Annotated in this window: 21 protein-coding genes, 5 tRNA genes and 2 pseudogenes; 6 read left to right on the top strand and 22 right to left on the bottom strand. The window is 69.8% G+C overall.

All coding sequences use genetic code 11. The annotated features are described in order from the left end of the window. Positions 1-31 precede the first annotated feature (31 nt). The 11 genes from tuf to FK529_RS11210 form a co-directional block, all read right to left on the bottom strand. Positions 32-1,222: an elongation factor Tu gene (gene tuf / locus FK529_RS11260; protein WP_146561132.1), complete on the bottom strand. Its 1,191-nt coding sequence runs from the start codon at positions 1,220-1,222 to the stop codon at positions 32-34. 146 nt (positions 1,223-1,368) lie between these two features. Beyond that, complete coding sequence (gene fusA / locus FK529_RS11255) at positions 1,369-3,474, bottom strand: elongation factor G (protein ID WP_146561130.1); 2,106 nt, start codon at positions 3,472-3,474, stop codon at positions 1,369-1,371. Positions 3,475-3,561: 87 nt separating this feature from the next. Next, complete coding sequence (gene rpsG, locus FK529_RS11250; RefSeq protein ID WP_068522691.1) at positions 3,562-4,032, bottom strand: 30S ribosomal protein S7; 471 nt, start codon at positions 4,030-4,032, stop codon at positions 3,562-3,564. Continuing rightward, positions 4,032-4,406, bottom strand: coding sequence for a 30S ribosomal protein S12 (gene rpsL, locus FK529_RS11245; protein ID WP_068522692.1), 375 nt, complete (start codon positions 4,404-4,406; stop codon positions 4,032-4,034). Before rpsL ends, rpsG begins: the two co-directional genes overlap by 1 nt. A gap of 345 nt (positions 4,407-4,751) precedes the next feature. Continuing rightward, positions 4,752-5,630: a DNA-3-methyladenine glycosylase family protein gene (locus FK529_RS11240; protein WP_146561128.1), complete on the bottom strand. Its 879-nt coding sequence runs from the start codon at positions 5,628-5,630 to the stop codon at positions 4,752-4,754. A 9-nt stretch (positions 5,631-5,639) separates the two neighbouring features. Continuing rightward, positions 5,640-6,032, bottom strand: a complete 393-nt coding sequence (locus tag FK529_RS11235; RefSeq protein WP_146561126.1) for a DUF5313 family protein — start codon at positions 6,030-6,032, stop codon at positions 5,640-5,642. A 50-nt stretch (positions 6,033-6,082) separates the two neighbouring features. Beyond that, positions 6,083-6,862, bottom strand: a complete 780-nt coding sequence (locus FK529_RS11230) for an ABC transporter permease (protein WP_146561123.1) — start codon at positions 6,860-6,862, stop codon at positions 6,083-6,085. Beyond that, a complete protein-coding gene (locus FK529_RS11225) occupies positions 6,859-7,740 on the bottom strand; it encodes an ABC transporter ATP-binding protein (protein WP_146561121.1) in 882 nt (293 codons plus the stop codon). The genes FK529_RS11230 and FK529_RS11225 overlap by 4 nt, the downstream gene beginning before the upstream one ends. Positions 7,741-7,817: 77 nt before the next feature. After that, positions 7,818-8,240: a hypothetical protein gene (locus FK529_RS11220; protein WP_146561119.1), complete on the bottom strand. Its 423-nt coding sequence runs from the start codon at positions 8,238-8,240 to the stop codon at positions 7,818-7,820. Further along, positions 8,237-8,521 (bottom strand): DUF2277 domain-containing protein, encoded by a 285-nt coding sequence (locus tag FK529_RS11215; RefSeq protein WP_146561117.1) that lies wholly within the window; start codon positions 8,519-8,521, stop codon positions 8,237-8,239. The genes FK529_RS11220 and FK529_RS11215 overlap by 4 nt, the downstream gene beginning before the upstream one ends. A 31-nt stretch (positions 8,522-8,552) precedes the next feature. Next, positions 8,553-9,470 carry an FAD-dependent oxidoreductase gene (locus FK529_RS11210; protein WP_146561115.1) on the bottom strand — a complete coding sequence of 306 codons (918 nt, stop codon included), beginning with the start codon at positions 9,468-9,470 and terminating at the stop codon, positions 8,553-8,555. A 22-nt stretch (positions 9,471-9,492) separates the two neighbouring features. Here FK529_RS11210 and FK529_RS11205 point away from each other — a divergent pair, with 22 nt between their 5' ends. Further along, entirely contained in the window at positions 9,493-10,326 is an 834-nt protein-coding gene (locus FK529_RS11205) for an acyl-[acyl-carrier-protein] thioesterase (protein WP_146561113.1), read from the top strand. Positions 10,327-10,330: 4 nt separating this feature from the next. Here the strand turns inward: FK529_RS11205 and fdhD are convergent, their stop codons facing one another. From fdhD to FK529_RS11175, 6 genes are all read right to left on the bottom strand, one after another. Beyond that, complete coding sequence (fdhD, locus tag FK529_RS11200; RefSeq protein WP_146561111.1) at positions 10,331-11,167, bottom strand: formate dehydrogenase accessory sulfurtransferase FdhD; 837 nt, start codon at positions 11,165-11,167, stop codon at positions 10,331-10,333. A gap of 69 nt (positions 11,168-11,236) precedes the next feature. Beyond that, positions 11,237-12,022 (bottom strand): LppP/LprE family lipoprotein, encoded by a 786-nt coding sequence (locus FK529_RS11195; protein WP_146561109.1) that lies wholly within the window; start codon positions 12,020-12,022, stop codon positions 11,237-11,239. Between the two features lie 190 nt (positions 12,023-12,212). Further along, positions 12,213-12,286 (bottom strand) — tRNA-Phe (locus FK529_RS11190). Between the two features lie 41 nt (positions 12,287-12,327). Continuing rightward, positions 12,328-12,404: transfer RNA gene (locus FK529_RS11185), tRNA-Asp, on the bottom strand. Positions 12,405-12,429: 25 nt separating this feature from the next. After that, positions 12,430-12,502: transfer RNA gene (locus tag FK529_RS11180), tRNA-Glu, on the bottom strand. A 587-nt stretch (positions 12,503-13,089) separates the two neighbouring features. Further along, positions 13,090-13,162 (bottom strand) — tRNA-Lys (locus FK529_RS11175). A 235-nt stretch (positions 13,163-13,397) separates the two neighbouring features. On the opposite strand from FK529_RS11175, the pseudogene FK529_RS20820 reads away from it, so the two are divergent. Further along, a pseudogene (locus FK529_RS20820) lies at positions 13,398-13,508 on the top strand (HNH endonuclease); the annotation flags it as partial. 51 nt (positions 13,509-13,559) lie between these two features. Here FK529_RS20820 and FK529_RS11165 read toward each other — a convergent pair. Continuing rightward, entirely contained in the window at positions 13,560-13,976 is a 417-nt protein-coding gene (locus FK529_RS11165; RefSeq protein ID WP_146561107.1) for a VOC family protein, read from the bottom strand. Positions 13,977-14,084: 108 nt separating this feature from the next. Here FK529_RS11165 and FK529_RS11160 point away from each other — a divergent pair, with 108 nt between their 5' ends. Further along, a complete protein-coding gene (locus tag FK529_RS11160) occupies positions 14,085-15,281 on the top strand; it encodes a glycosyltransferase (RefSeq protein ID WP_146561562.1) in 1,197 nt (398 codons plus the stop codon). Positions 15,282-15,339: 58 nt separating this feature from the next. On the opposite strand, the gene FK529_RS11155 is transcribed toward FK529_RS11160, so the two are convergent. From FK529_RS11155 to FK529_RS11140, 4 genes are read right to left on the bottom strand one after another with little or no spacing between them, the layout of a single operon-like run. Then, a complete protein-coding gene (locus FK529_RS11155; RefSeq protein WP_146561105.1) occupies positions 15,340-16,410 on the bottom strand; it encodes an ABC transporter ATP-binding protein in 1,071 nt (356 codons plus the stop codon). A 47-nt stretch (positions 16,411-16,457) separates the two neighbouring features. Further along, on the bottom strand, positions 16,458-17,783 hold the full coding sequence (locus tag FK529_RS11150; protein WP_146561103.1) for an ABC transporter substrate-binding protein: 1,326 nt from the start codon (positions 17,781-17,783) through the stop codon (positions 16,458-16,460). Between the two features lie 38 nt (positions 17,784-17,821). Then, on the bottom strand, positions 17,822-18,625 hold the full coding sequence (locus FK529_RS11145) for a carbohydrate ABC transporter permease (RefSeq protein WP_146561560.1): 804 nt from the start codon (positions 18,623-18,625) through the stop codon (positions 17,822-17,824). A gap of 26 nt (positions 18,626-18,651) precedes the next feature. After that, on the bottom strand, positions 18,652-19,584 hold the full coding sequence (locus FK529_RS11140) for a carbohydrate ABC transporter permease (RefSeq protein ID WP_146561101.1): 933 nt from the start codon (positions 19,582-19,584) through the stop codon (positions 18,652-18,654). Positions 19,585-19,776: 192 nt separating this feature from the next. Between FK529_RS11140 and FK529_RS11135 the strand changes: the two genes are divergently transcribed. From FK529_RS11135 to FK529_RS11125, 3 genes and pseudogenes are all read left to right on the top strand, one after another. Next, complete coding sequence (locus FK529_RS11135) at positions 19,777-20,058, top strand: hypothetical protein (RefSeq protein ID WP_146561098.1); 282 nt, start codon at positions 19,777-19,779, stop codon at positions 20,056-20,058. Beyond that, positions 20,055-20,774, top strand: a pseudogene (locus FK529_RS11130) (ABC transporter ATP-binding protein); the annotation flags it as partial. The gene FK529_RS11135 and the pseudogene FK529_RS11130, both read left to right, overlap by 4 nt. A 125-nt stretch (positions 20,775-20,899) precedes the next feature. Next, positions 20,900-20,972: transfer RNA gene (locus tag FK529_RS11125), tRNA-Ala, on the top strand. Positions 20,973-21,136: the final 164 nt, after the last annotated feature.

Raw genomic sequence — 21,136 nt, 5'->3', positions numbered from 1 at the left:
GGAGAGGCGCCGTTTCAGCTGCTACCGAAGATCAGGCGATGATCTTGGTGACGCGGCCGGCACCGACGGTGCGGCCACCCTCGCGGATCGCGAAGCGCAGGCCCTCGTCCATGGCGACCGGCTGGATGAGCTTGACGCTCATCTCGGTGTTGTCGCCGGGCATGACCATCTCGGTGCCCTCGGGGAGGGTCACGACGCCGGTCACGTCCGTGGTACGGAAGTAGAACTGCGGACGGTAGTTGTTGAAGAACGGGGTGTGGCGGCCGCCCTCGTCCTTCGACAGGATGTACGCCTGGCCCTCGAACTCCGTGTGGGGAGTGGTGGTGCCGGGCTTCACGACGACCTGGCCGCGCTCGACGTCCTCACGCTTGAGGCCACGGACCAGCAGGCCGACGTTGTCGCCCGCCTGGCCCGAGTCCAGCAGCTTGCGGAACATCTCGATGCCGGTGACGGTGGTCTTCGTCGACTTCTCGCGGATGCCGACGATCTCGACCTCCTCGTTGACGTTGACGATGCCGCGCTCGACACGACCGGTGACGACGGTGCCACGACCGGTGATCGTGAAGACGTCCTCGACGGGCATGAGGAAGGGCTTGTCGGTCTCACGCTCGGGGTCCGGGATCGACTCGTCGACCGCGTTCATCAGCTCGACGATCGACTCGACCCACTTCTCGTCGCCCTGCAGGGCCTGGTAGCCCGACACGCGGACGACGGGGGCGTCCTCGTCGAACTCCTGCGAGGCCAGCAGCTCGCGGACCTCCATCTCGACGAGCTCGAGGATCTCCTCGTCGTCGACCATGTCGCACTTGTTCAGGGCGACCAGGATGTAGGGCACGCCGACCTGGCGGGCGAGCAGCACGTGCTCGCGGGTCTGCGGCATCGGGCCGTCGGTGGCGGCCACGACCAGGATCGCGCCGTCCATCTGCGCGGCACCGGTGATCATGTTCTTGATGTAGTCGGCGTGACCCGGCGCATCGACGTGAGCGTAGTGGCGCTTCTCGGTCTGGTACTCGACGTGCGAGATGTTGATCGTGATGCCACGAGCCTTCTCCTCGGGCGCCTTATCGATCTGATCGAACGCCGAGGCCTCGTTGAGGTCCGGGTACTTCTCGGCCAGAACCTTGGTGATGGCAGCCGTCAGGGTGGTCTTGCCGTGGTCGACGTGACCGATGGTGCCGATGTTCACGTGCGGCTTGGTCCGCTCGAACTTCGCCTTCGCCACTTGATGTCCTCCTGGACTTGAGTAGCCTGCGGGCCGGTTGCCCGACAGGGTGTCTTCTTTCTGGGGTTTTCGACGCCACGGCGGGCCGTGGGTCTGACGCCGCGGCGGGAGCCGGGAAGCGCCACGCTCCGGAGAGCGGGGAGGACTTACTCCCCGTTCACCTTCGCGATGATCTCCTTCGAGACGTTCGCCGGAACCTCGGCGTACGTATCGAAAACCATGGAGTAGTTCGCCCGGCCCTGGGTCTTCGACCGGAGGTCGCCGATGTAGCCGAACATCTCCGACAGCGGAACCTGAGCCTTCACGAGGCGGGCACCGCTGCGTTCCTCCATGGCCTGGATCTGGCCACGGCGGGAGTTGAGGTCGCCGATCACGTCACCCATGTAGTCCTCGGGGGTCGTGACCTCGACAGCCATGATGGGCTCGAGGATGACGGGGCCGGCCTGGCGGGCGGCCTCCTTGAAGGCCTGCGCGCCGGCGACCTTGAACGCCATCTCGGACGAGTCCACGTCGTGGTACGCGCCGTCGAGCAGCGTGACCTTGACGTTCACCAGCGGGTAGCCCGCGAGCACGCCGTACTGCATCGCATCCTGCGCGCCGGCGTCGACCGAAGGGATGTACTCCTTCGGGACGCGGCCGCCGGTCACGGCGTTGACGAACTCGTAGGTGGCGCCGTCCTCGGCGTCCTCCAGCGGCTCCAGCTTGATGATGACGCGCGCGAACTGGCCCGAGCCACCCGTCTGCTTCTTGTGGGTGTACTCGTGCTTGTCGACGGGACGACGGATCGTCTCGCGGTAGGCCACCTGCGGCTTGCCGACGTTGGCCTCGACCTTGAACTCGCGACGCATGCGGTCGACGAGGATGTCGAGGTGCAGCTCGCCCATGCCGCCGATGACGGTCTGGCCGGTCTGCTCGTCGAGCTCGACGGAGAACGTGGGGTCCTCCTCGGCGAGCTTCTGGATCGCGACGCCGAGCTTCTCCTGGTCGGACTTGGTCTTCGGCTCGATCGAGACGTTGATGACCGGGTCCGGGAAGGACATGGACTCGAGCACGATCGGGTTCGCCGGGTCGCAGAGGGTGTCACCGGTCGTGGTGTTCTTCAGACCGATCATCGCGTAGATGTGACCGGCGGTCGCATCCTCGACGGGCATCTCCTTGTTGGCGTGCATCTGGAAGAGCTTGCCGATGCGCTCCTTGTTGCCCTTCGTGGCGTTGAGCACGCCGGTGCCCGAGTCGATGTGACCCGAGTACACGCGGACGAAGGTCAGCTTGCCGAAGAAGGGGTGCGCGGCGATCTTGAAGGCCAGGGCCGCGAAGGGCTCGTCCTTGCTGGGCTTGCGCGAGAGGATCTTCTCCTCGTCGCCCACGGCGTGACCCTCGATGGAGGGCACGTCGAGCGGGCTGGGGAGGTAGTCGATCACGGCGTCGAGCATGGGCTGCACGCCCTTGTTCTTGAACGCCGAGCCGCACAGCACGGGGTACAGCTCACGGGTGATCGTGAGCTTGCGGATCTGGGCCTTGATCTCCTCGATCGAGAGCTCCTCACCGGCGAAGTACTTCTCCATGAGGGTCTCGTCGGACTCGGCGACGGTCTCGAGCAGCTTCTCGCGGTACTCGGCGGCCTTGTCGGCGAGGTCGGCGGGGATCTCCTCGATGGTCGGCTCGGCGCCGATCTCGACGACGCCGCGCCAGGTGATGGCCTTCATCTCGAGCAGGTCGACGACGCCGTCGAACTCGTCCTCGGCGCCGATCGGCAGCTGCAGGACCAGCGGCTTCGCACCGAGGCGATCCTCGATGGTGCGCACGGTGAAGTAGAAGTCGGCGCCCAGCTTGTCCATCTTGTTGACGAAGCAGATACGCGGGACGTCGTACTTCTCCGCCTGGCGCCACACCTGCTCCGACTGGGGCTCGACGCCCTCCTTGCCGTCGAAGACGGCGACGGCGCCGTCGAGCACGCGGAGCGAACGCTCCACCTCGACCGTGAAGTCGACGTGCCCGGGGGTGTCGATGATGTTGATCTGGTTCTTCTTCCAGAAGCAGGTCACGGCGGCGGAGGTAATGGTGATACCCCGCTCCTTCTCCTGCTCCATCCAGTCGGTGGTCGAGGCACCGTCGTGGGTCTCACCGATCTTGTAGTTCACACCGGTGTAGAAGAGGATGCGCTCGGTCGTGGTGGTCTTACCGGCATCGATATGCGCCATGATGCCGATGTTGCGGACCTTCGTGAGGTCGGTAAGCACTTCCTGTGCCACGGTGGTATGCCTCGTTCTCGTAAAAGGATGGTTGGAACTCCGGTGTCCCGGAGGTTCGCCGCCCGGCGACGAACCTCCGGGATCAGATCACCAGCGGTAGTGCGCGAACGCCCGGTTGGCCTCGGCCATCTTGTGGGTGTCCTCGCGGCGCTTGACGGAAGCGCCCAGGCCGTTGCTCGCGTCGAGGATCTCGTTGGCGAGCCGCTCGACCATGGTCTTCTCGCGACGCTGCCGCGTGAAGGTCACCAGCCAGCGCAGCGCGAGGGTGTTGGCGCGGCCGGCCTTCACCTCGATCGGCACCTGGTAGGTGGCGCCACCGACGCGGCGGCTCTTCACCTCGAGCGACGGGCGGACGTTGTCGAGCGCCTTCTTGAGGGTGAGAACCGGATCGGTACCGGTCTTCTCACGGGTCGCCTCGAGCGCGCCGTAGACGATGCGCTCGGCGGTCGACTTCTTGCCGTCCAGCAGCACCTTGTTCACGAGCTGCGTGACGACCTGCGAGCCGTAGACGGGGTCATTGACGACGGGGCGCTTGGGCGCCGGTCCCTTACGAGGCATCAGCCCTTCTCCTTCTTCGCGCCGTAGCGGCTCCGCGCCTGCTTGCGGTTCTTGACACCCTGGGTGTCGAGCGAACCGCGGATGATCTTGTAGCGAACACCCGGGAGGTCCTTCACACGACCGCCGCGGACGAGCACCATCGAGTGCTCCTGAAGGTTGTGGCCTTCGCCGGGGATGTACGCGGTGACCTCGACCGAGCTGGTGAGACGGACGCGAGCGACCTTACGGAGAGCCGAGTTCGGCTTCTTCGGGGTCGTGGTGTACACGCGGGTGCACACGCCACGACGCTGCGGCGAGCCCTTGAGGGCGGCCACCTTCGTCTTGGAGGCCTTGTCCCGGCGGCCCTTGCGGACCAGCTGGTTGATAGTTGGCATAGAAGCGCTGTTTCCTTCGTTTCGGCTGGCGCCGGCCGCACGGCCGACTCTTCCTACTGCTGCGGTTGTAGCTCCGGGCAAGTGCCTCTCTTCGACGGGCGAAGAACGACGACTTCCGCAGCGCGGCCCCACCAGCGTCGGCGACTCACGTCGTTTCCGCTGGTCAGTCCCGTTTCCGGGAAGTAGCTACCCGCCCCGCGCGTACCCCGAGGTCGGGCGTGTCGCGTGTCCGTGGGCGGTTCCGGAGGTCCGGCCTGACCATGGGCACGTGAGAACGGTCCTGGTTACCCAGGCACGGCGTCCAAGCTTACCCGCCTGAACTCACGCTGGTCAAAATGCATTGCCCTAGAGGCCACGATAGTCGCGCAGCGACACCCTCGGCCCGCGCCGTTCGCGGTCGACACCCGCGCGGACCAGCAGCCGGATCACCCGCCCCCGCTGCCCGCGGTAGGGCTCGAGCACGTCCAGCATTCCGGGATCGTCCAACGCCTCGCCCGTGAACGCTATTCCCACGATCCGCGGCAGGTGGTAGTCCCCCACCGGCACCGCGTCCGGGTCGCCGCAGGCCCGGCCGAGCAGGTCCCCGACGGTCCACGGCCCGATCCCCGGGAGCGCCCCGAGCTTCGCCGGCCGGTGCTCCACCTCGACGGCGCTCGCGCCGATGATCGTCCGCATCCGGACGGGCTCCACGCCGGCGCGGTGCCACTCCCACGCGGGGATCTCGGCCCACGCGGTGCGCGGCGGCGGCACCCGGAGGCCGGGGCCGCCCGTCGGGCCCGGGGCGACGGTGCCGAACCGTCGCACCAGGTAGCGCCACGACCGCCACGCCTCGGCGCCGACGACCTTCTGCTCCAGGACGGTCGGGACGAGGGTCTCCCAGATCCGGTTCGACCGGGCCAGCCGCAGGCCGGGCGAGGCCGCGACGGCCCGCTCGACGACCGGGTGCCGCGGGAGCAGCGCCGACGGATCGTCGTCCGCGCCGACCATCGCGGGGGCGTTGTCGAGGAGCCACTGCGCCCCGCTCCCCCACGCCTGCGCGGTGACGGTGCCGCCGGCGAGGCGCAGGCGGAGAGTCCCGGGGCCGTCCGGGGTGTGCACCGCGCGCCAGAGGGCACCGTCGGGCGTGCGCGCGTAGGCGGGATCGCCCGCGCCGCGGCGGAGCACGCCGACGGTGCCGTGCAGGTCGAGGGGGTGCCCCGGGGCCCAGGAGCGTTCTGCCGTCACCCGGCGAGGCTACGCGGCCCGGTGCCGGTACTTCTCCTCGTACACCGCGGCGCGACGACGATGCTCGGCGAGCTGGCTGCCGCTCTCGGTATGCGGGTCGATGCCGTTGTCGGCGAGGAGCTCCTGCAGGTAGATCGACCGCAGGCCGCCGACGAAGACGATGGCCGGCAGCGCCATCATCGCGACGAGCGCGAGCTTGACCCACAGCGGCGAGGGCAGGAGCAGAGCGACGATGAGGAAGGGCACGATCAGCGCCCCCCGGATGAAGAAGCGACGGTTGTGGCCGGGGCCGGTGGCGTCGTTGACCACCCAATCGTGCATGGAGTCGGGCAGGCGCATTCCCATGAGGTACTTCACCCGCTGGACGAGGTTCGGCGTGGTTCGCGGTGTGTGCATGGACATGCCCCCAGGCTACGCCTGTGTGATATCTGTCACAATCGGCGCGAAAGCACTCAGCGCTCGGCGCTGCGCCGGTATGCGAGCGCGGCGGCGCCGGCGAAGATCGCGAACCAGGCGACCACGTTGACCACGGCCCCGAACAGGGAGACGTGCCCGCCCCGGATCAGCTCGCCGCCGGTCAAGGGGTACCGGGCCAGGGCTGCGATCCCGTACATGGGCGTGAACTGCGCGGCCGTGAGCATCCCGCCCGAGAGCGGGAAGAAGACGTTGCCGCCGAAGGCGAGCACCGTGAGCAGCAGCCCGGGGATGTGCATGACGATCTCGGGCCGCAGCGCGAGGCCGAGCGCCAGTCCCAGCGCGCCGAACAGCGCGGACCCGAGCCACGCGATGAGCAGCGACCCGAACCAGACCTGCGGCTCCGCGTGCGCGCCGGTGGCCGCGGCCAGGACCGCGATCACGGTGACGGGCAGCGCGGACATCACCAGGGCGCTCACCACCTTCGACGCGATGTAGCCGGGCGGGCGCAGGGGCGTGAGCCGCAGCGTGCGCACCCACCCCGTCGACCGCTCGGCGGCGACCTGGGCCGCGGTCGTCGTGGCCGTGGCGGCGGCGCCGTAGAGCGCGAGGCCGATCATCATCCACGCGGCGAAGTCGCCGTGGGCGAACCGCGCGTCCGGCCCGGCCTGGGCGCGCAGCGCCAGGTAGAGCACCACGGGCAGGACGGTCGTGATGATGAGGGTCTGGCGGTTGCGCAGCTGGCGCCGCACGTCGAGCAGCAGGAAGCGGGGCGTGAGGCCCCAGGGCGTGGTGGTGGTGGTGGCTGTCGTGGTCATGCCTTCTCCTCGGTGAGCTGCAGGAACGCCTCTTCGAGACCGTGCGTGAGGGTCTCCACATCGCGGGCGTCGGTACGGGTGAGCAGGAATCGGAGTGCGTCGTCGGAGGCGCGCGGGTCGCCGTCGACGGCGAAGACGGTGCGCTCGCCCCGGACCTCCGCCACGCGGAGTCCGGGTACGGCGGCGACGACGGCGGCGGCCTCGTCGGGCCCGAGCACGGCGGAGACCCGCCGGCCGGTGGCGGCGGCCCGGACGTCGGCGGTGGCGCCGTCGGCGACGATCCGCCCGCCCGCGATCATCACCACGCGGTCGGCGAACTGGTCCGCCTCCTCGAGGTAGTGGGTGGCGAACAGGACCGTCGTGCCGCGGCGGGCGTCGGCGCGGACGGCGGACCAGAACCGGCGCCGGGCGTCGACGTCCATGCCCGCGGTGGGCTCGTCCAGGATCAGCAGGTCGGGCTCGGCGAGCAGGGCCAGGGCGAACCGCAGGGCCTGCTGCTGCCCGCCGGAGCATTTCCCGACGGTGCGCCGCCGCAGGTCGTCGAGGCCGGCGCGGGCGATCGCGGCGTCCGGGTCGGAACCGGGGTGCAGCGCGGCGATGAGCTCGACGGTGTCCTGCACGGTGAGGGTGGGCAGGAGCCCGCCCGACTGCTGCACGGCCGCGACGGTGCCGATGTGCTCCGCGGTGCCGGAATCCGGGGAGATGAGGCCGAGGATCATGTCGATGGTGGTGCTCTTGCCCGCGCCGTTGGGCCCGAGGAAGGCGACGACCTCGCCCTGCCGGACGGTGAGATCGACGTGGTCGACGGCGGTGAAGCGCTCCCCCGTCGCGGTCGTGTAGGTCTTGGTCAGCGATCTGAGTTCCAGTGCGGGTGTCATGCCGTCGACGATGCCCGCGACCTGCGGCGATCGGATCCACCCGCGGGTGGAGTCCCGGGTGGAGATGCGCGTCGGCGTTACCGCGGCAGGGCGTCGATCAGCCGCTCCCCGGCGTCCGTCACCGTCACGGCCCCGTCCTCGAGCCCGATCCAGCCGGCCGCCGCGGTCTGCTGCAGCGTGTCCTCGGGACGCACCGGCACCTTCCAGCCGGCGTCGGCGAACAGGTCGAAGACCCGTCCCGGGGTCGGCTCCTCGCCGACCTCCGCGAGATGGGCGGCCGCCACGACGATCTTCTCGCGGTTGTTGGCCGGCCGGGTGTGCGCGGCGTGCGCCTCCCACTCGCGGGCACTCTCCGCGGCGCCCTCGGCGTTCTCGGCGTCGCGCTCCGCGGCCTTCATCAGCAGCTTGAAGGCCTTGCGCTGGACGTGGTCGTCGTCGAACCGGTTGACGGTCTCGGCGATCCGTTCCATGGTCGCGAGCAGCGACTCCAGCTCGCTCATGCGGACCTGCCCGCGGCCCTCGCCTCGATCCGCGCCCGCACCTCGGGGCGGCGCAGCGGCGGCACCGTCTTCGGCGGCTGCCGGCGCGCGGGCAGCGCGTCGAGCAGCTCCTCCGTGGCCGCGGTGACCGCGGCGACGGCCTTCTCGAAGGCGTCGCGATTGGCGTCGCTGACCTTCTGGACGCCCGAGACCTTGCGCACGTACTGCCGTGCGGCGGCCTCGATCTCCTCGTCGGTGGCGGCGGGCTCGAGCCCCCGCAGTTCAGTGATGTTCCGGCACATACTCCGACGGTAGTCCTGCGGCGCGGCGCCGTCACCCGATGAGCGTCACGACCTCGTCGGCGCAGCCCCAGCTGAGCGTGACCCCGGCGCCGCCGTGGCCGTAGCAGTGGATCACGTCGCCCTCGCGCTCGAGGCGCACCGTCGGGCGCGCGGGCCGCAGGCCGATGTTGTGGCCGAGCACCCGCGCGTCCGCGAGCTCGGGAACGAGGGCGCGGGCCCGCGCGAGGACGGCGTCGGCGGTGGCCGGGTCGATGGTGAGGTCCTCGGCACCGTGGTCCTCGGTGCCGCCGACCACGACGTCCCGCGAGCGCGGCACGACGTACGTGGTGACGCCGAGGTGGAGGGCGGAATCGTCGATCCACCAGCGGTCCACGCCCACCTGCTCGAGGTAGACGACCTGCCCGCGGACCGGCTCCATCGCGGCGTCGCCGACGAGCTCGCGCGCGCCGAGGCCCGTCGCGTTGACGACGGCGCCGTCGAGCTCGGCGAGGGAGGCCACCTCCCGCTGTTCGACGGTGCCGCCCAGCTCGCGGACGCGTCCGGCGAGCCAGGGCAGGTAGACGGGCATCTCGATGACCGGCGCGACGAAGCTCCACCCCTCCGCGTAGCCGGGGCGGGGCGCCTCGACGCGCTCGACGGACGGCACGGCGGAGGTCCACCACGGCTCCGGCACGGGCGCGCGGAAGATCTCGGTGCCCGGCGTCATGACGACACCGTCGACGCCGCGTGCGGCGAGGGCGGTGAATTCGGCGAGCGTCGCCGCGGACCAGCCGGTGACGCGGTCGCGGGGCTCCGCGAGGTACGGGTACCAGACGGCGGCCGCCACCGCGGACGTCACGTCGGGCGAGAGCTCGCGGCCGAGGACGCGCACGGCGTGCCCGGCCTGCAGCAGCCGCACCGCGCACGACAATCCGATCACACCCGCACCGACGATCGTCACCTCAGCCATGCCCACACCCTAGGCTCGCCGTGTGAGTGACTACGAGTTCCTGCAGGCAGCGCCGCCCGGTCCCTCCTTCGAGAGGAGCTGGCCCGTCCGCACGGGCGACGTCGATCCCGAGCGCCGCGTCCGGCTCGACGGGATCGCGCGCTACCTCCAGGACATGGCCAACGACGAGATGTTCCACCGCGGTTTCGACGCCACCGACCCGTACTGGCTCGTGCGCCGCAGCATCATCGACGTGCACGAGCCGCTGCACTGGCCGTCGGACGTCACCCTGCTGCGCTGGTGCGAGTCGACCAGTTCCCGCTGGTGCAACATGCGGATCACGCTGCGCGGCAGCGCCGGCGGGCACGTCGAGACCGAGGCCTTCTGGATCCGGTTCAGCGCCGAATCGGGGATGCCGACGCACATCAGCGACGGCGGCATGGAGTATCTGCAGCAGTACGTCACCGAGACCCGGCTGCGCTGGAAGGCGCTCAACACGGCCACGCCGCCCGAGCCGTCGGCGGGCGACTACACGGTGCGACTGCGCGCCACCGACTTCGACCCGTACCAGCACCTCAACAACGCCGCCTACCTGCAGCTCGTCGAGGACGACCTGAACGGCGATCCGCTGCTCGCGGCGCCGCACCGCGCGATCATCGAGTACCTCGCGCCGGTCCCCCTGGGCTCCAGCGTGCAGGTGCGTTCCGAGCGCGACGACGCCGGCTACCGCCAGTGGCTCTACCTCCTCGACGGCGAGGGAGCGCCCGCGCGCAAGCCGGCCTCGGCCGTCTCCGTCGTCGCGCTCCCGGGCGAGCCCTTCGCCCCGCCCGCGGCCTGGCCGCCGGAACAGGTCGACCGGATCGAATGGCGGGTCTGACCGGTCAGCCGGTGCGCACCCGGTCCGCACGGGTGTAGACGTTCAGGTGGTCGCCGCGGACGAACCCGATCAGCGTGAGGCCCGCCTCGTCGGCGAGCTCGGCCGCGAGGGACGACGGCGCGGATACCGCGGAGAGCACGGGGATCCCGGCCATCACCGCCTTCTGCACGAGCTCGAAGCTGGCGCGGCCGGAGACCTGGAGGACGATCCCCCGCAGCGGCAGGCGGCCCTGCAGGAGGGCCCAGCCGATCACCTTGTCGACGGCGTTGTGCCGGCCCACGTCCTCGCGCAGCACGAGCAGCTCGCCGGTCGCGACGTCGAACAGCGCGGCGGCGTGCAGCCCGCCGGTCTTGTCGAAGACGGCCTGGTCCGCGCGGAGCCGGTCCGGGTACCGCGTCACCTCGTCCACCCCGACGGTGACCGGATCGGACCGCACGTCGAACCGGGACACGGTGCGCACCGCGTCGATGCTGGCCTTGCCGCACAGCCCGCAGGAGCTGGTGGTGTAGAAGGCGCGCGTGACCTCGGGCGAGGGCGGGCGGACGCCGTCGGCGAGCGTGACGTCGAGCACGTTGTACTCGTTGATCGCACCGTCCGTGCCCGGCCCGCCGCAGTGAATCGCGGACCGGACGTCCTCCGCGGCGCCGATCACGCCCTCGGAGACGAGGAAGCCGGCGGCCAGCTCCACGTCGTGCCCGGGGGTGCGCATGGTGACGGCGAGCGGCGTTCCCGCGACGCGGATCTCGAGCGGTTCCTCGACGGCGAGGGTATCGATGCGACGCACCTGACCAGCGCCGACGGTAGCCCTCGCCACCGCCCGGCGCACCGTGATCCGACCCATGCCGCTGACGTTACGCCCCGAACCCGCGATCGGGCCCAGGGTGGACGGGGCCGATCGCGAGGAGCGGGGTCAGCGGCCGGTGGCCGTCGGGGTGGCCGACGCGGCCGGCGCCGTCGGGGTGGCGGACGTGGCCGTGGCGGACGTGGGCGCGGCGGCCGGCGCCGTCGGGGTCGCAGACGTGGGCGCGGCGGTCCGCGTGGGCTCGGTGGTCGGCGCCGCGCCACCGTCGAAGACCTGCGGCGGCACCTCCTTGTCGGCCGTCACGGTGCGCCCGGACAACCGGTAGGTCACGATCACGGGCCCGCCCGAGGGGCCGGCCGTGGCGTCGCCCGGGTTGAGCCAGCGGTATTCGAGGGCGACGGAGTCCTGGGTGCTGCCGAAGACGCTGGTGAACGCGGTGTAGCGGCTGGTGGCCGTGCCGAGGTAGCCGAGGCGGTCGAAGAACAGGAACCACACGGGCGAGCTCCCCGTCCCCATGTTCAGGTCGGCCCGCACCCACATCAGGTCGGGGCACGCACCCGCCTTCGCGTCGGTGCCGCGCGTGGCGACGTACCCGTCGCCGCGGAACGGCGGGAGTTTCGCCACGGCGTCGCGGACCGTCGGCGAGGCCAGATCCAGGCACTTCCCGTTCCCCTCGGTCACGGGACGGGCCTCGCCCGCGTCGGTGGCCCCCGGCGCCGGGGCGGCATTCGTCGCCGGGGCGCCCGTCACCTGGCCGGTTCCGGCCTGCGCGCTCGTCGCCGGCGTCGCGTAGGTCGACGACGCCTCCCCCGCCGGCGTGGATCCGTCGCCGCACCCGCTGGTGAGAGCGAGTGCCGCGACGAGCGCGACGGCGGCCTTCGTAGTCCTGGTCATTGCATCCCCCCGGATCGGTCGGCCCACCACGCCGGCGGACCGTCGTCCCTTGATTCGGACGTGGTCAGCCGATCGTTACCACCGTGTAGTACACGGCGGGCCCTGGATTCTCGTCGAGCCGGCCGGATGGGAGGGACCTGAGTTCCTCGGGCGGACAAGAAAACCCCCTGCGAACAGGGGGTTTTGCTTGTGGCCAGAGCCGGGATCGAACCGGCGACCTACCGCTTTTCAGGCGGTCGCTCGTACCAACTGAGCTACCTGGCCGTGCCGGTAAAACCGTCATCGCCGAGTTCATGGAACTCGGATGGCGACCCTGACGGGACTCGAACCCGCGACCTCCGCCGTGACAGGGCGGCGCGCTAACCAACTGCGCCACAGGGCCATATGCAATTTTTCGTCTTCCGACGTACCCCCTACGGGATTCGAACCCGCGCTACCGCCTTGAAAGGGCGGCGTCCTAGGCCACTAAACGAAGGGGGCTCGCTTCGGGCGACATGAAGCCGCTCTCCGCACCGCTTCCGTGTTCCGTTGGGAGCTGGGATAGCTTATGGCACATTCCACCCAGATCCCAAATCGGCAGGTCAGCGGGTGATCGGGCACGCCCACCCACGCTGTTGAACAGCGCCTGATGTCGACGATACGGCCGCCGACCACCGTGCACGCCATGAGAGCCACCGGCTTCCCGGTGGGCCCCAGACCAGGATGCCGGGAGAACCATTCACTCTGACGCGCCGCGCCTCGATGCGGCTCGGATCGCCCCGTCGAGCCACCTCGATCACCGCGTCCGCGCCGATCGTCACCACCTCGCCGCGCGCGGTCCGCCGGGTCCACGTCAGGTCCGGATCCAGCACCCGCAGCAGCGCTTCGAAGTCGCCATCGCGCGCCGCGGCGAGGAAGGCGTCAACCCGGCGCGGTGTCGTGGTGCTGCTCCGGCCAGGCTTCCCACTCGTCGCAGGTGGCGAAGGCCATTACACCTACCAGAATTCCCTATCTCGGTGAATCGCAGCGCCTCGGTCCGAGCGACGAAACCTGCCAGTCGTGATCGCGAGAATGACGATAGGCGCGAGTGCCCCCCGTGGGACTCGAACCCACAACCAGCCGATTAAAAGTCGGATGCTCTGCCAATTGAGCTAGGGGGGCGCGATGCGAGAGTACCAGTGGCCCCGGGGACGTCATGAATACGAGGCCAACATGAACAACACCCAGGTTTGCATCGAATGTCAGCGCGAGCTTCCGCTCTCCGACTTCTACCGACGCAAGGGCCGCGCCAGGCCGAACCGCTTCTGCCGACAATGCCAGTCGGCGCGCACCCGGGCGTATCGCCGAGCCAAACCCGACGTCGGCGCTGCGGACCGCGCACGACGAGCACGGGCCCGTGATCCTGAGCGGTTCGCGGAGAAGGATCGCCTCCGTGAAGCCACTGTCGAAAGGCGGGCCGGACATGCTGGCGAATCTCCGGCCCGCCTGCAAGTCCTGCAACTCACGCAAGGGCGACCGTTGGCCGTTCCCTCACGAATCCGCAGGCTTCGCGGACCCGTCAGGACGCCGCGGCGTTGACCATCCAGTGCACGCCGAAGCCGTCGATGCACATGCCGAAGGTGTCACCCCACGGCGCCTGCACGAACGGGACGGTCACGGAGCCGCTCGCGGACAGCTTCTCCCACCAGCCGGTGAGCTTGGCGAGGTCGTCACCCGAGAGCGACACGGACACGTCGTCACCGACGTTCCGCGGCATCCCGGCCGGCGTATCGGCGCACATGAGAGTGAAGCCGTCCGCGGTGGTGAGCTGGCCGTGCATCACCTTGGTGGCGTCGTTGGGATCGGAGAGCATCTCGGGCGGCATGCCCTCGAAAGTGGAGATCTCGAGCTCGCCTCCGAAGACGTCTCGGTAGAATTCGAGCGCCTCGCGGGCGTTGTCGGCGAAGCTGATGTAGGGATTCAGACGTACGGTCATGCCCTGATTCTGCTCCCGCGGACCGACAGGTTCGCACAGTTCGTCCAACGGCTTCCGCCCGTTCACCCCCGCGACCTCCCCCGCGGGCAGCCTGGCGGGATGCAGCCGATGCACATCGTTCAACTGGCGAACTTCTACGGGCCGCGGTCGGGCGGCCTGCGGACCGCCGTGGACCAGTTGGGCGCGGGCTACGTCGACCGCGGGCACGCGGTCACGCTGGTGGTCGCCGGCCGCGCGCACGACGACGAGGTGCTCGATTCCGGCGTCCGCCGGATCACCGTCCCGGGCCGCAAGTTCTTCAAGGTGGAGGGCTACCGGGCCGCGAGCCCCGTCCTCATCCGCCGGCTCCTCCCCCGCCTCGGCGCTGACAGCCTCGAGGTCTCCGACCGCCTCACGCTGCGCGGCATGGGCCCGTGGGCGAAGGCGCACGGCATCGGCTCGATCATGATCAGTCACGAGCGCCTCGACCGGATGATCGAACTGGGCGCCCCGCGCCGGGTTGCGACCTGGGCCTCCGACGTGGCGAACCTCGGCACAGCCCGCAGCTACGACACCGTCGTCTGCACGACGGCCTTCGCCGGCGAGGAGTTCGCGCGCGTGCAGGCACCCAACGTCGAGACCGTCCCGCTCGGCGTCGACCTCGGCACCTTCCGCCCGGACCGGGCCACGCCGCAGGCGCGGGAGCGGTGGTCACACGGTGCCGACGTCCTCCTCGTGCAGTCCTGCCGACTCTCGATGGAGAAGCATCCGGCGCGCGGGATCGAGATCGTCCGCGCCCTCGTCGCCGACGGTGTCCGGGCGCGCCTCGTCATCGCGGGCGACGGCGCCATGACCGACGAGCTGCGGCGTCAGGCCTACGGACTGCCGGTCGTCTTCACCGGCCACCTCGCGGATCGCGATGACCTGGCCGACCTCCTCGCGGCCGCGGACGTCGCGATCTGCCCGGGGCCGCACGAGACCTTCGGGCTCAGCGCGATGGAGGCACTCGCCTCCGGCACCCCGATCGTGGTCTCGCGCAACAGCGCCCTCGCCGACGTCACCCGCGACGGCTGCGGTCTCCCGGCCGCCGACACGGGCGCCGCGTTCACCGCCGCCGTGCGCGCAGTGCTCGACGGCGACTACCGCCGGGCCGCCCGGACGTGCGCCGAGCAGTACACGTGGGACCGCGCCGTCGAGACGATGCTCGGCCTGCACCGGGCGACAGCGGACCGCCGGCGCTTCCTCCGCGACCGTCCCGCAGGAGGCCGTGCCGCGGTGGCGCCAGCACGATCGAGCGGGGCCTGGAGCACGCAGCGCGCCGTGTGATCGGGCGCGGGCAGAACGGGGTGCGGGAAGCTATCCGCACCCGTTCTGCCCGTCAGGGTCAGCGCAGCCGGTCGCCCGACTCCGCGTCGAAGAACAGCGCCTGCTCCGCCGCCGGGACCAACCCGACCTCCTCGCCGGCTCGTAGCGTGGAGGCGCGGTCCGCTCGCGCGACCACGGGCTTGTCCTGCCCGTCGACGGTGACGTAGACCAGCGCCTCGGCGCCCAGCTCCTCCACCAGCGCGATGGTGCCCCGCGCCGCGCCCGGCGAGCCGGCGGAGACGACCTCGAGCCCCTCGGGCCGCAGGCCGACGGTCACCGTCTTCCCCGAGTCGATGGTGCGCGGCACCGGGACCACGGCACCGCCGAGGTCGGCGCCCGCGTCGGTGCGCGGCACCGTCAGCAGGTTCATGCCGGGCGAGCCGAGGAAGCCGGCGACGAAGGTGTTGACCGGGTCGTCGTACAGCTCGCGCGGCGGCGCGGCCTGCTGCAGCAGGCCGTCCTTGAGCACCGCGACGCGGTCGCCCATCGTCATGGCCTCCACCTGGTCGTGCGTCACGTAGAGCGTGGTGACGCCGAGCCGCCGCTGCAGCGCGGAGATCTGCGAGCGGGTCGAGACGCGCAGCCGCGCATCGAGGTTCGACAACGGCTCGTCCATCGCGAAGACCTTGGGGTGACGCACGATGGCGCGGCCCATGGCGACGCGCTGGCGCTGGCCGCCCGAGAGCCGCGCGGGCTTGCGGTCGAGCAGCGGCTCCAGCTCCAGCATCGCCGCGGCCTCGGCCACCTGCTTCGCCGTCTCCTCCTTGGAGACGCCGGCGTTGCGCAGCGCGAAGCCCATGTTCTGCGCCACCGTCATGTTCGGGTAGAGCGCGTAGTTCTGGAAGACCATGGCCACGTCGCGCTTCTTCGGCGAGACCGCCGTGACGTCGACGTCGTCGATGAGGATCCGCCCCTCGGTGACCGCCTCGAGGCCGGCCAGCGCCCGCAGGCTGGTCGACTTGCCGCAGCCCGACGGGCCGACCAGCACCACGAACTCGCCGTCGGCGATGTCCAGGTCGAGCGAGCTGACCGAGGGCCGCTCGGCGCCCGGGTACTGGACGGTCGCACCGTCGAAACGCACCGTTGCCATGGTCTTCCTGTCACTCCTAGTTTCTACGAAACCGGCTGCAGCCGGGCTTACTTCGGCAGCTTGGGCTTGATCTGCGAGTCGATCTTGCCCTGGATCGTCCGCTGCAGCGCACCCAGCACGGCCGCGGTGTCGCCGCCGTTGACGATCTGCTGCAGCGCGCGGCCGATGTCCGCGCCGCCGCCCGGCACGAAGACGCGGGCGTTGTCCTGGCTGCGGGTCACCGGCAGCTGCCGGACGGCGGTGCCGAAGTTCGGGTTCTTCTCGATGAAGGCCTTCATCGAGGGCTCGTCGACGACGGCCTTGCGCACCGGCATGTAGCCCGTGGCCTGCGAGAACTTCGAGGTGTTCACCGTGTTGGTGAGGAACTCGATGAACTTCATGGCCGCGGCCTTGCGCTCGGCCGAGATGCCCTCGGCGATCGCGACACCCGCGCCGCCCGTGGGGCACGACCTGCCGGCGGGTCCGGGCAGGAAGGCGGTGCCGAGCTCGAACTTCGCGGACGTGCTGATCGTCTTGAGCGAACCGGTGGACTGCAGCGTGACGGCGGCGAGGCCGGCGCCGAAGTCGTTCTCGGGGGTGGTGGCCAGGCGGCCCCACTTGCTCATCACGTCCTTGAGCTGGTTGGCCGCCGCGATCGACTCCGGGGTGGTGAACTTGAGGTCCCAGCCGTCGGAGTAGGCGCCGCCCTTGGACCAGTTCCAGCCCTCGAAGACCCAGTCGAGGTAGTTCTCGCCGTCGGCGATGACGATGGCCTTCTTGTCGCTGCCGATCGCGTCCTGGATGCGGGGCGCCCACTGCGCGAACTCGTCCCAGTCCTTGGGGCCGCGGTCCTCGAGGCCGGCCTTCTTCCACACGTCCTTGTTGTAGTAGAACAGCGGCGTCGAGCGGGCGAAGGGCACCGCGTAGTGCTTGCCGTTGAACTTCGTGTCAGCGAGCAGGGAGTCGACGTACTCCTCCGGCTTGAGGCCGGCGCCCGCGAACAGGTCGTCGAGCGGGGCGATCTGCTTGTTCAGCGCGAAGTTGAACCAGGTGACGTCGGAGACGACGATGATGTCGGCCTTGTCGCCACCGGAGAGCGAGGTCTGGAACTTCTGGGCGACCTCCTCGTAGTTCTTGCCGCCGTCCAGCAACTCCACCTTGATGCCGGAGTTGGCCTTCTGGAAGTCGTCGATGAGCGCCTGCTCGGTGGCCTTCGAGCTGCCCGGGTGGTTGCTGAGGAAGCGCAGCGTGATGTCGCCGCCACCGCCACCGCTGCCTCCGCTGCCCGAGTTCGACGAGCCGCCGCCCGAACCGGAGCCCGCGCACGCCGCCGCTACCGCCGCGGTCGCCGCCAGGCCGGTGACGAGGAAGCCCCGCCGTGTGAAGTCGCCCATGAGTCTCTCCCTTGGTGTTTCTTCTGTGGTGGTCCCGGTCAGCCCTTGACGGCGCCGGAGGTCAGGCCCTTGATCATCTGCCGCTGCAGGATCAGGAAGACGATGAGCATCGGCAGGGCGGTGAGCAGGGTGGCCGCCATGACGGGCCCCCAGTTCACCCCCTGCTCGGTGTTCTGGAGCAGGGTGAGGCCGACGGGCAGCGGCGCGACGGCGGCGTTGTCCGACATGAGGAACGGCCAGAGGTACTCGTTCCACTCGTTCACCAGCGTGATGACCGCGAAGGCCACCATGGTGGGGATCGAGACGGGCAGGATCACCCGGAACAGCAGGCGCAGGTGGCCGGCCCCGTCCATGCGCGCCGCCTCCACGATCTCCTTGGGCAGCGAGAGGAAGTGGTTGCGCATGAGGAAGGTGCCGAAGGCCACGCCCGCCAGCGGCACGATGATGCCGAAGAAGGTGTTGCGGTAGTCCGCCATGAGCGCGTAGTTCGAGATCACGGTGATCTGGTTGGGCACCATGAGCGCCGCGATCACCACGAGGAAGATCAGCTTCTTGTACGGGAAGCGGAGGAAGACCAGGGCGTAGGCGGTGCTCACGCCGAGGACGAACTTGATGGTCCCGGTGACGAGCGTGATGATCGCCGAGTTCCGCAGGTACTGCCAGTACGGGATCTCCTCCGTCACGTAGCTGTAGTTCTGCGGGTACCAGGTCGGCGGCCACCACGTGGCGGGCGAGACGAAGATGTCCGGCCGGTCCTTCACCGAGGTGATGACGATGAAGTAGACGGGCACGGCCACGAGGAGCAGCGTGGCCGCCATGCCGAGGTATCCGAGCACCTTCATTCCGGTGCTTCCCGCGGGCGATGCGCTCACTTGTCGTCCCCCCGGTCCATCATCCGCACCTGCACGACCGTCACGATCAGGAGCACGAGGAACATGATCGTCGCGATGGTCGCGCCGTACCCGGCGCGCTGGTTCCGGAAGGTCTGCCAGTAGATGTCGAAGACCATGGTCGTGGTGCCGCCCTGCGGGCCGCCCGCGGGGAACATGATGTTGATGATGTCGAAGACCTGCAGGCTGTTGAGCAGCACGGTGATCGACAGGAAGTAGGTCGCCGGGCGCAGCTGCGGCAGGGTCACGCGCCAGAACTTGCGCCACGCCGGCGTCCCGTCGATCGCGGCCGCCTCGTCGAGGTCCTTGTTGAGGCCCTGCAACGCCGCGAGGTAGATGACGAAGGTGTAGCCCAGGTTCTTCCAGATGTAGGTGAAGGTCACCAGGAACAGCGCCCAGCCCGGGTTCTGGTAGAAGTCCGGGCTCGTGATGCCGAACCAGGACAGGATCGAGGCGACCGCGCCGAACTGCGGGTTGAAGACGAAGTAGAAGGCCGCGCCGATGGCCGCGCCGGAGATCACGAAGGGCGCGAAAACCGCGGAGCGGACCAGGTTGCGACCCTTCAGGTTCTGATCCAGGAGCATCGCCAGCGCCAGGCCCAGCACCATCGAGAAGACCACCGCGCTCACCGTGAAGATCAGCGTGATGGTGACGACCTGCCAGCTCTCCGCCTTGGTGAAGAACTCGCGGTAGTTGTCGAGGCCGATCCACTTCGCCGGCTCGGCGCTGGCGAGCGACCATTCCTGGAAGCTCAGACGCACGTTGTCGATCAGCGGGCGGTACGTGAAGACGGCGAGCAGCACCAGGTTCGGCACCACGAACAACAGGAAAAGCAGGTTGTCCTTGGGTACCAGGTTGGCGGCCAGCCCCGTCTTGGGGGATGGCTCCACCCGTTCGGTCGCGGCGGTCACTGCCGTAGCGTGCTGCACTTCCCCGTCCGGCGGACCACAATCGGGCAAAAATTCGGTAACGAATTCGTGATCGCACGGGGGCCGTGCGGCCCGACGGCATGACAGATGTCATCGGGAGTCGGTGACAACCGGCGGAAAAGCCCTGACAACGCGCACTACTGGGCGGGCAGGATCGGGGCGAAGCTTGATCCCATGAACGCCAACGATCTCCACACCGTCCACCAACCCGACCGACCACAGGCGGCACCGTCATCCACGGGGACGCCCAATCTGCTCGCCGACTTCATCCGGCTCGGCCCCGCACCGACCCGGGCCCGCGAGGGCGCCGTGATCGTCACGACGGTCGTCCTCCTCGCGCTCGTCGTGATCGTCCTGCAGCCCCCGGTACTCCTGGCGTCGATCATCTCCGGCGTCGCCGCGCTGCACCTGGCGGTGCGGTGGGTGCTCGGTATGCGGAAGTGGGACCGTCGATGAGCGCCCCGGTCGACCTCACCACCGGCCCCGTCATCGAGGCCACCGGCCTCCGCCGCACCTACGGCACGGGCGCCGACGCCTTCGAGGCCGTGCGCGGCATCGACCTGCACGTCTCGGCGGGCGAGGTCTTCGCGCTCCTCGGCACCAACGGCGCCGGCAAGACCTCGACGCTCGACCTGCTCGAGGGCCTCGCCCGGCCCACCGCCGGCGAGCTCGCCGTCTTCGGCCTCGACCCGCAGGCCGAGCGGCGCCGGGTCCGCCCCTACTGCGGCATCATGCTGCAGTCGGGTGGCCTGCCCGCGGAGCTGACCGTGCGCGAGACCCTCGAGATGTGGCGGGGCACCTGCAGCAACCCCACCACCGCCGACGCCGTGCTCGACCGCGTGAACCTGCGCGAGCGCGCCGGCGTCCGCGTGCGCGCCCTCTCGGGCGGCGAGCAGCGGCGCGTCGACCTGGCGTGCGCGCTCATCGGCCAGCCGCGCCTGCTGTTCCTCGACGAGCCGACCACCGGCCTCGATCCCGAGAGCCGCCGGGCCACCTGGAGGCTGCTCGACGAGCTCAAGCGCGACGGCGTCACGATGGTGCTCACCACGCACTACCTCGACGAGGCCGAGGCGCTCGCCGACCGCATCGCGATCATGCACCGCGGCACGATCGCCCGGCTCGGCACGCTCCGCGAGATCGTCGGGGGCCACCCCGCCGAGATCGCCTTCGAATCTTATCTCCAGCTGACAGGCTTGGTAAGGGGTTGACCAGCAGGGATGCTGTGGTGGACATGTCCGTCACGAGGTCGTAGTTTGGCGGTGGGACGGTGCCCAGCAGCGGGTGCACAACCACACACGGGGGCTTAGCTCAGTTGGTAGAGCATCGCCTTTGCAAGGCGAGGGTCAGGGGTTCGAATCCCCTAGCCTCCACAGATATGATGAGTTTCTGACTGCTGTCAGCTAGGAGCCCCCCCCCCGGATCGCCGGCCCCGGGGGTTCTGAGCGTTGGGAGGTCCAGCAGATGACGAAATGCTTGACTGGCCATGAGGCTGGTCCGGCGAGTCCGTGATGGTGGCGGGTGCGCGGGGTGACTA

The organism is Tsukamurella asaccharolytica, from assembly GCF_007858435.1.
In the GTDB taxonomy this organism is placed as follows: Bacteria; Actinomycetota; Actinomycetes; order Mycobacteriales; family Mycobacteriaceae; genus Tsukamurella; species Tsukamurella asaccharolytica.
Note: the sequence above shows the minus strand (reverse complement) of the source record. Positions and strands in the feature narration are given on the sequence as shown.

Bases quoted from the DNA above. Each gene is read 5' to 3' on its own strand.
- rpsG (WP_068522691.1), bottom strand. From the start codon at position 4,032: ATGCCTCGTAAGGGACCGGCGCCCAAGCGCCCCGTCGTCAATGACCCC.
- rpsL (WP_068522692.1), bottom strand. From the start codon at position 4,406: ATGCCAACTATCAACCAGCTGGTCCGCAAGGGCCGCCGGGACAAGGCC.
- FK529_RS11235 (WP_146561126.1), bottom strand. From the start codon at position 6,032: ATGTCCATGCACACACCGCGAACCACGCCGAACCTCGTCCAGCGGGTG.
- FK529_RS11230 (WP_146561123.1), bottom strand. From the start codon at position 6,862: ATGACCACGACAGCCACCACCACCACCACGCCCTGGGGCCTCACGCCC.
- FK529_RS11225 (WP_146561121.1), bottom strand. From the start codon at position 7,740: ATGACACCCGCACTGGAACTCAGATCGCTGACCAAGACCTACACGACC.
- FK529_RS11220 (WP_146561119.1), bottom strand. From the start codon at position 8,240: ATGAGCGAGCTGGAGTCGCTGCTCGCGACCATGGAACGGATCGCCGAG.
- FK529_RS11215 (WP_146561117.1), bottom strand. From the start codon at position 8,521: ATGTGCCGGAACATCACTGAACTGCGGGGGCTCGAGCCCGCCGCCACC.
- FK529_RS11210 (WP_146561115.1), bottom strand. From the start codon at position 9,470: ATGGCTGAGGTGACGATCGTCGGTGCGGGTGTGATCGGATTGTCGTGC.
- fdhD (WP_146561111.1), bottom strand. From the start codon at position 11,167: ATGGGTCGGATCACGGTGCGCCGGGCGGTGGCGAGGGCTACCGTCGGC.
- FK529_RS11195 (WP_146561109.1), bottom strand. From the start codon at position 12,022: ATGACCAGGACTACGAAGGCCGCCGTCGCGCTCGTCGCGGCACTCGCT.
- FK529_RS11165 (WP_146561107.1), bottom strand. From the start codon at position 13,976: ATGACCGTACGTCTGAATCCCTACATCAGCTTCGCCGACAACGCCCGC.
- FK529_RS11160 (WP_146561562.1), top strand. From the start codon at position 14,085: ATGCACATCGTTCAACTGGCGAACTTCTACGGGCCGCGGTCGGGCGGC.
- FK529_RS11155 (WP_146561105.1), bottom strand. From the start codon at position 16,410: ATGGCAACGGTGCGTTTCGACGGTGCGACCGTCCAGTACCCGGGCGCC.
- FK529_RS11150 (WP_146561103.1), bottom strand. From the start codon at position 17,783: ATGGGCGACTTCACACGGCGGGGCTTCCTCGTCACCGGCCTGGCGGCG.
- FK529_RS11145 (WP_146561560.1), bottom strand. From the start codon at position 18,625: ATGAAGGTGCTCGGATACCTCGGCATGGCGGCCACGCTGCTCCTCGTG.
- FK529_RS11135 (WP_146561098.1), top strand. From the start codon at position 19,777: ATGAACGCCAACGATCTCCACACCGTCCACCAACCCGACCGACCACAG.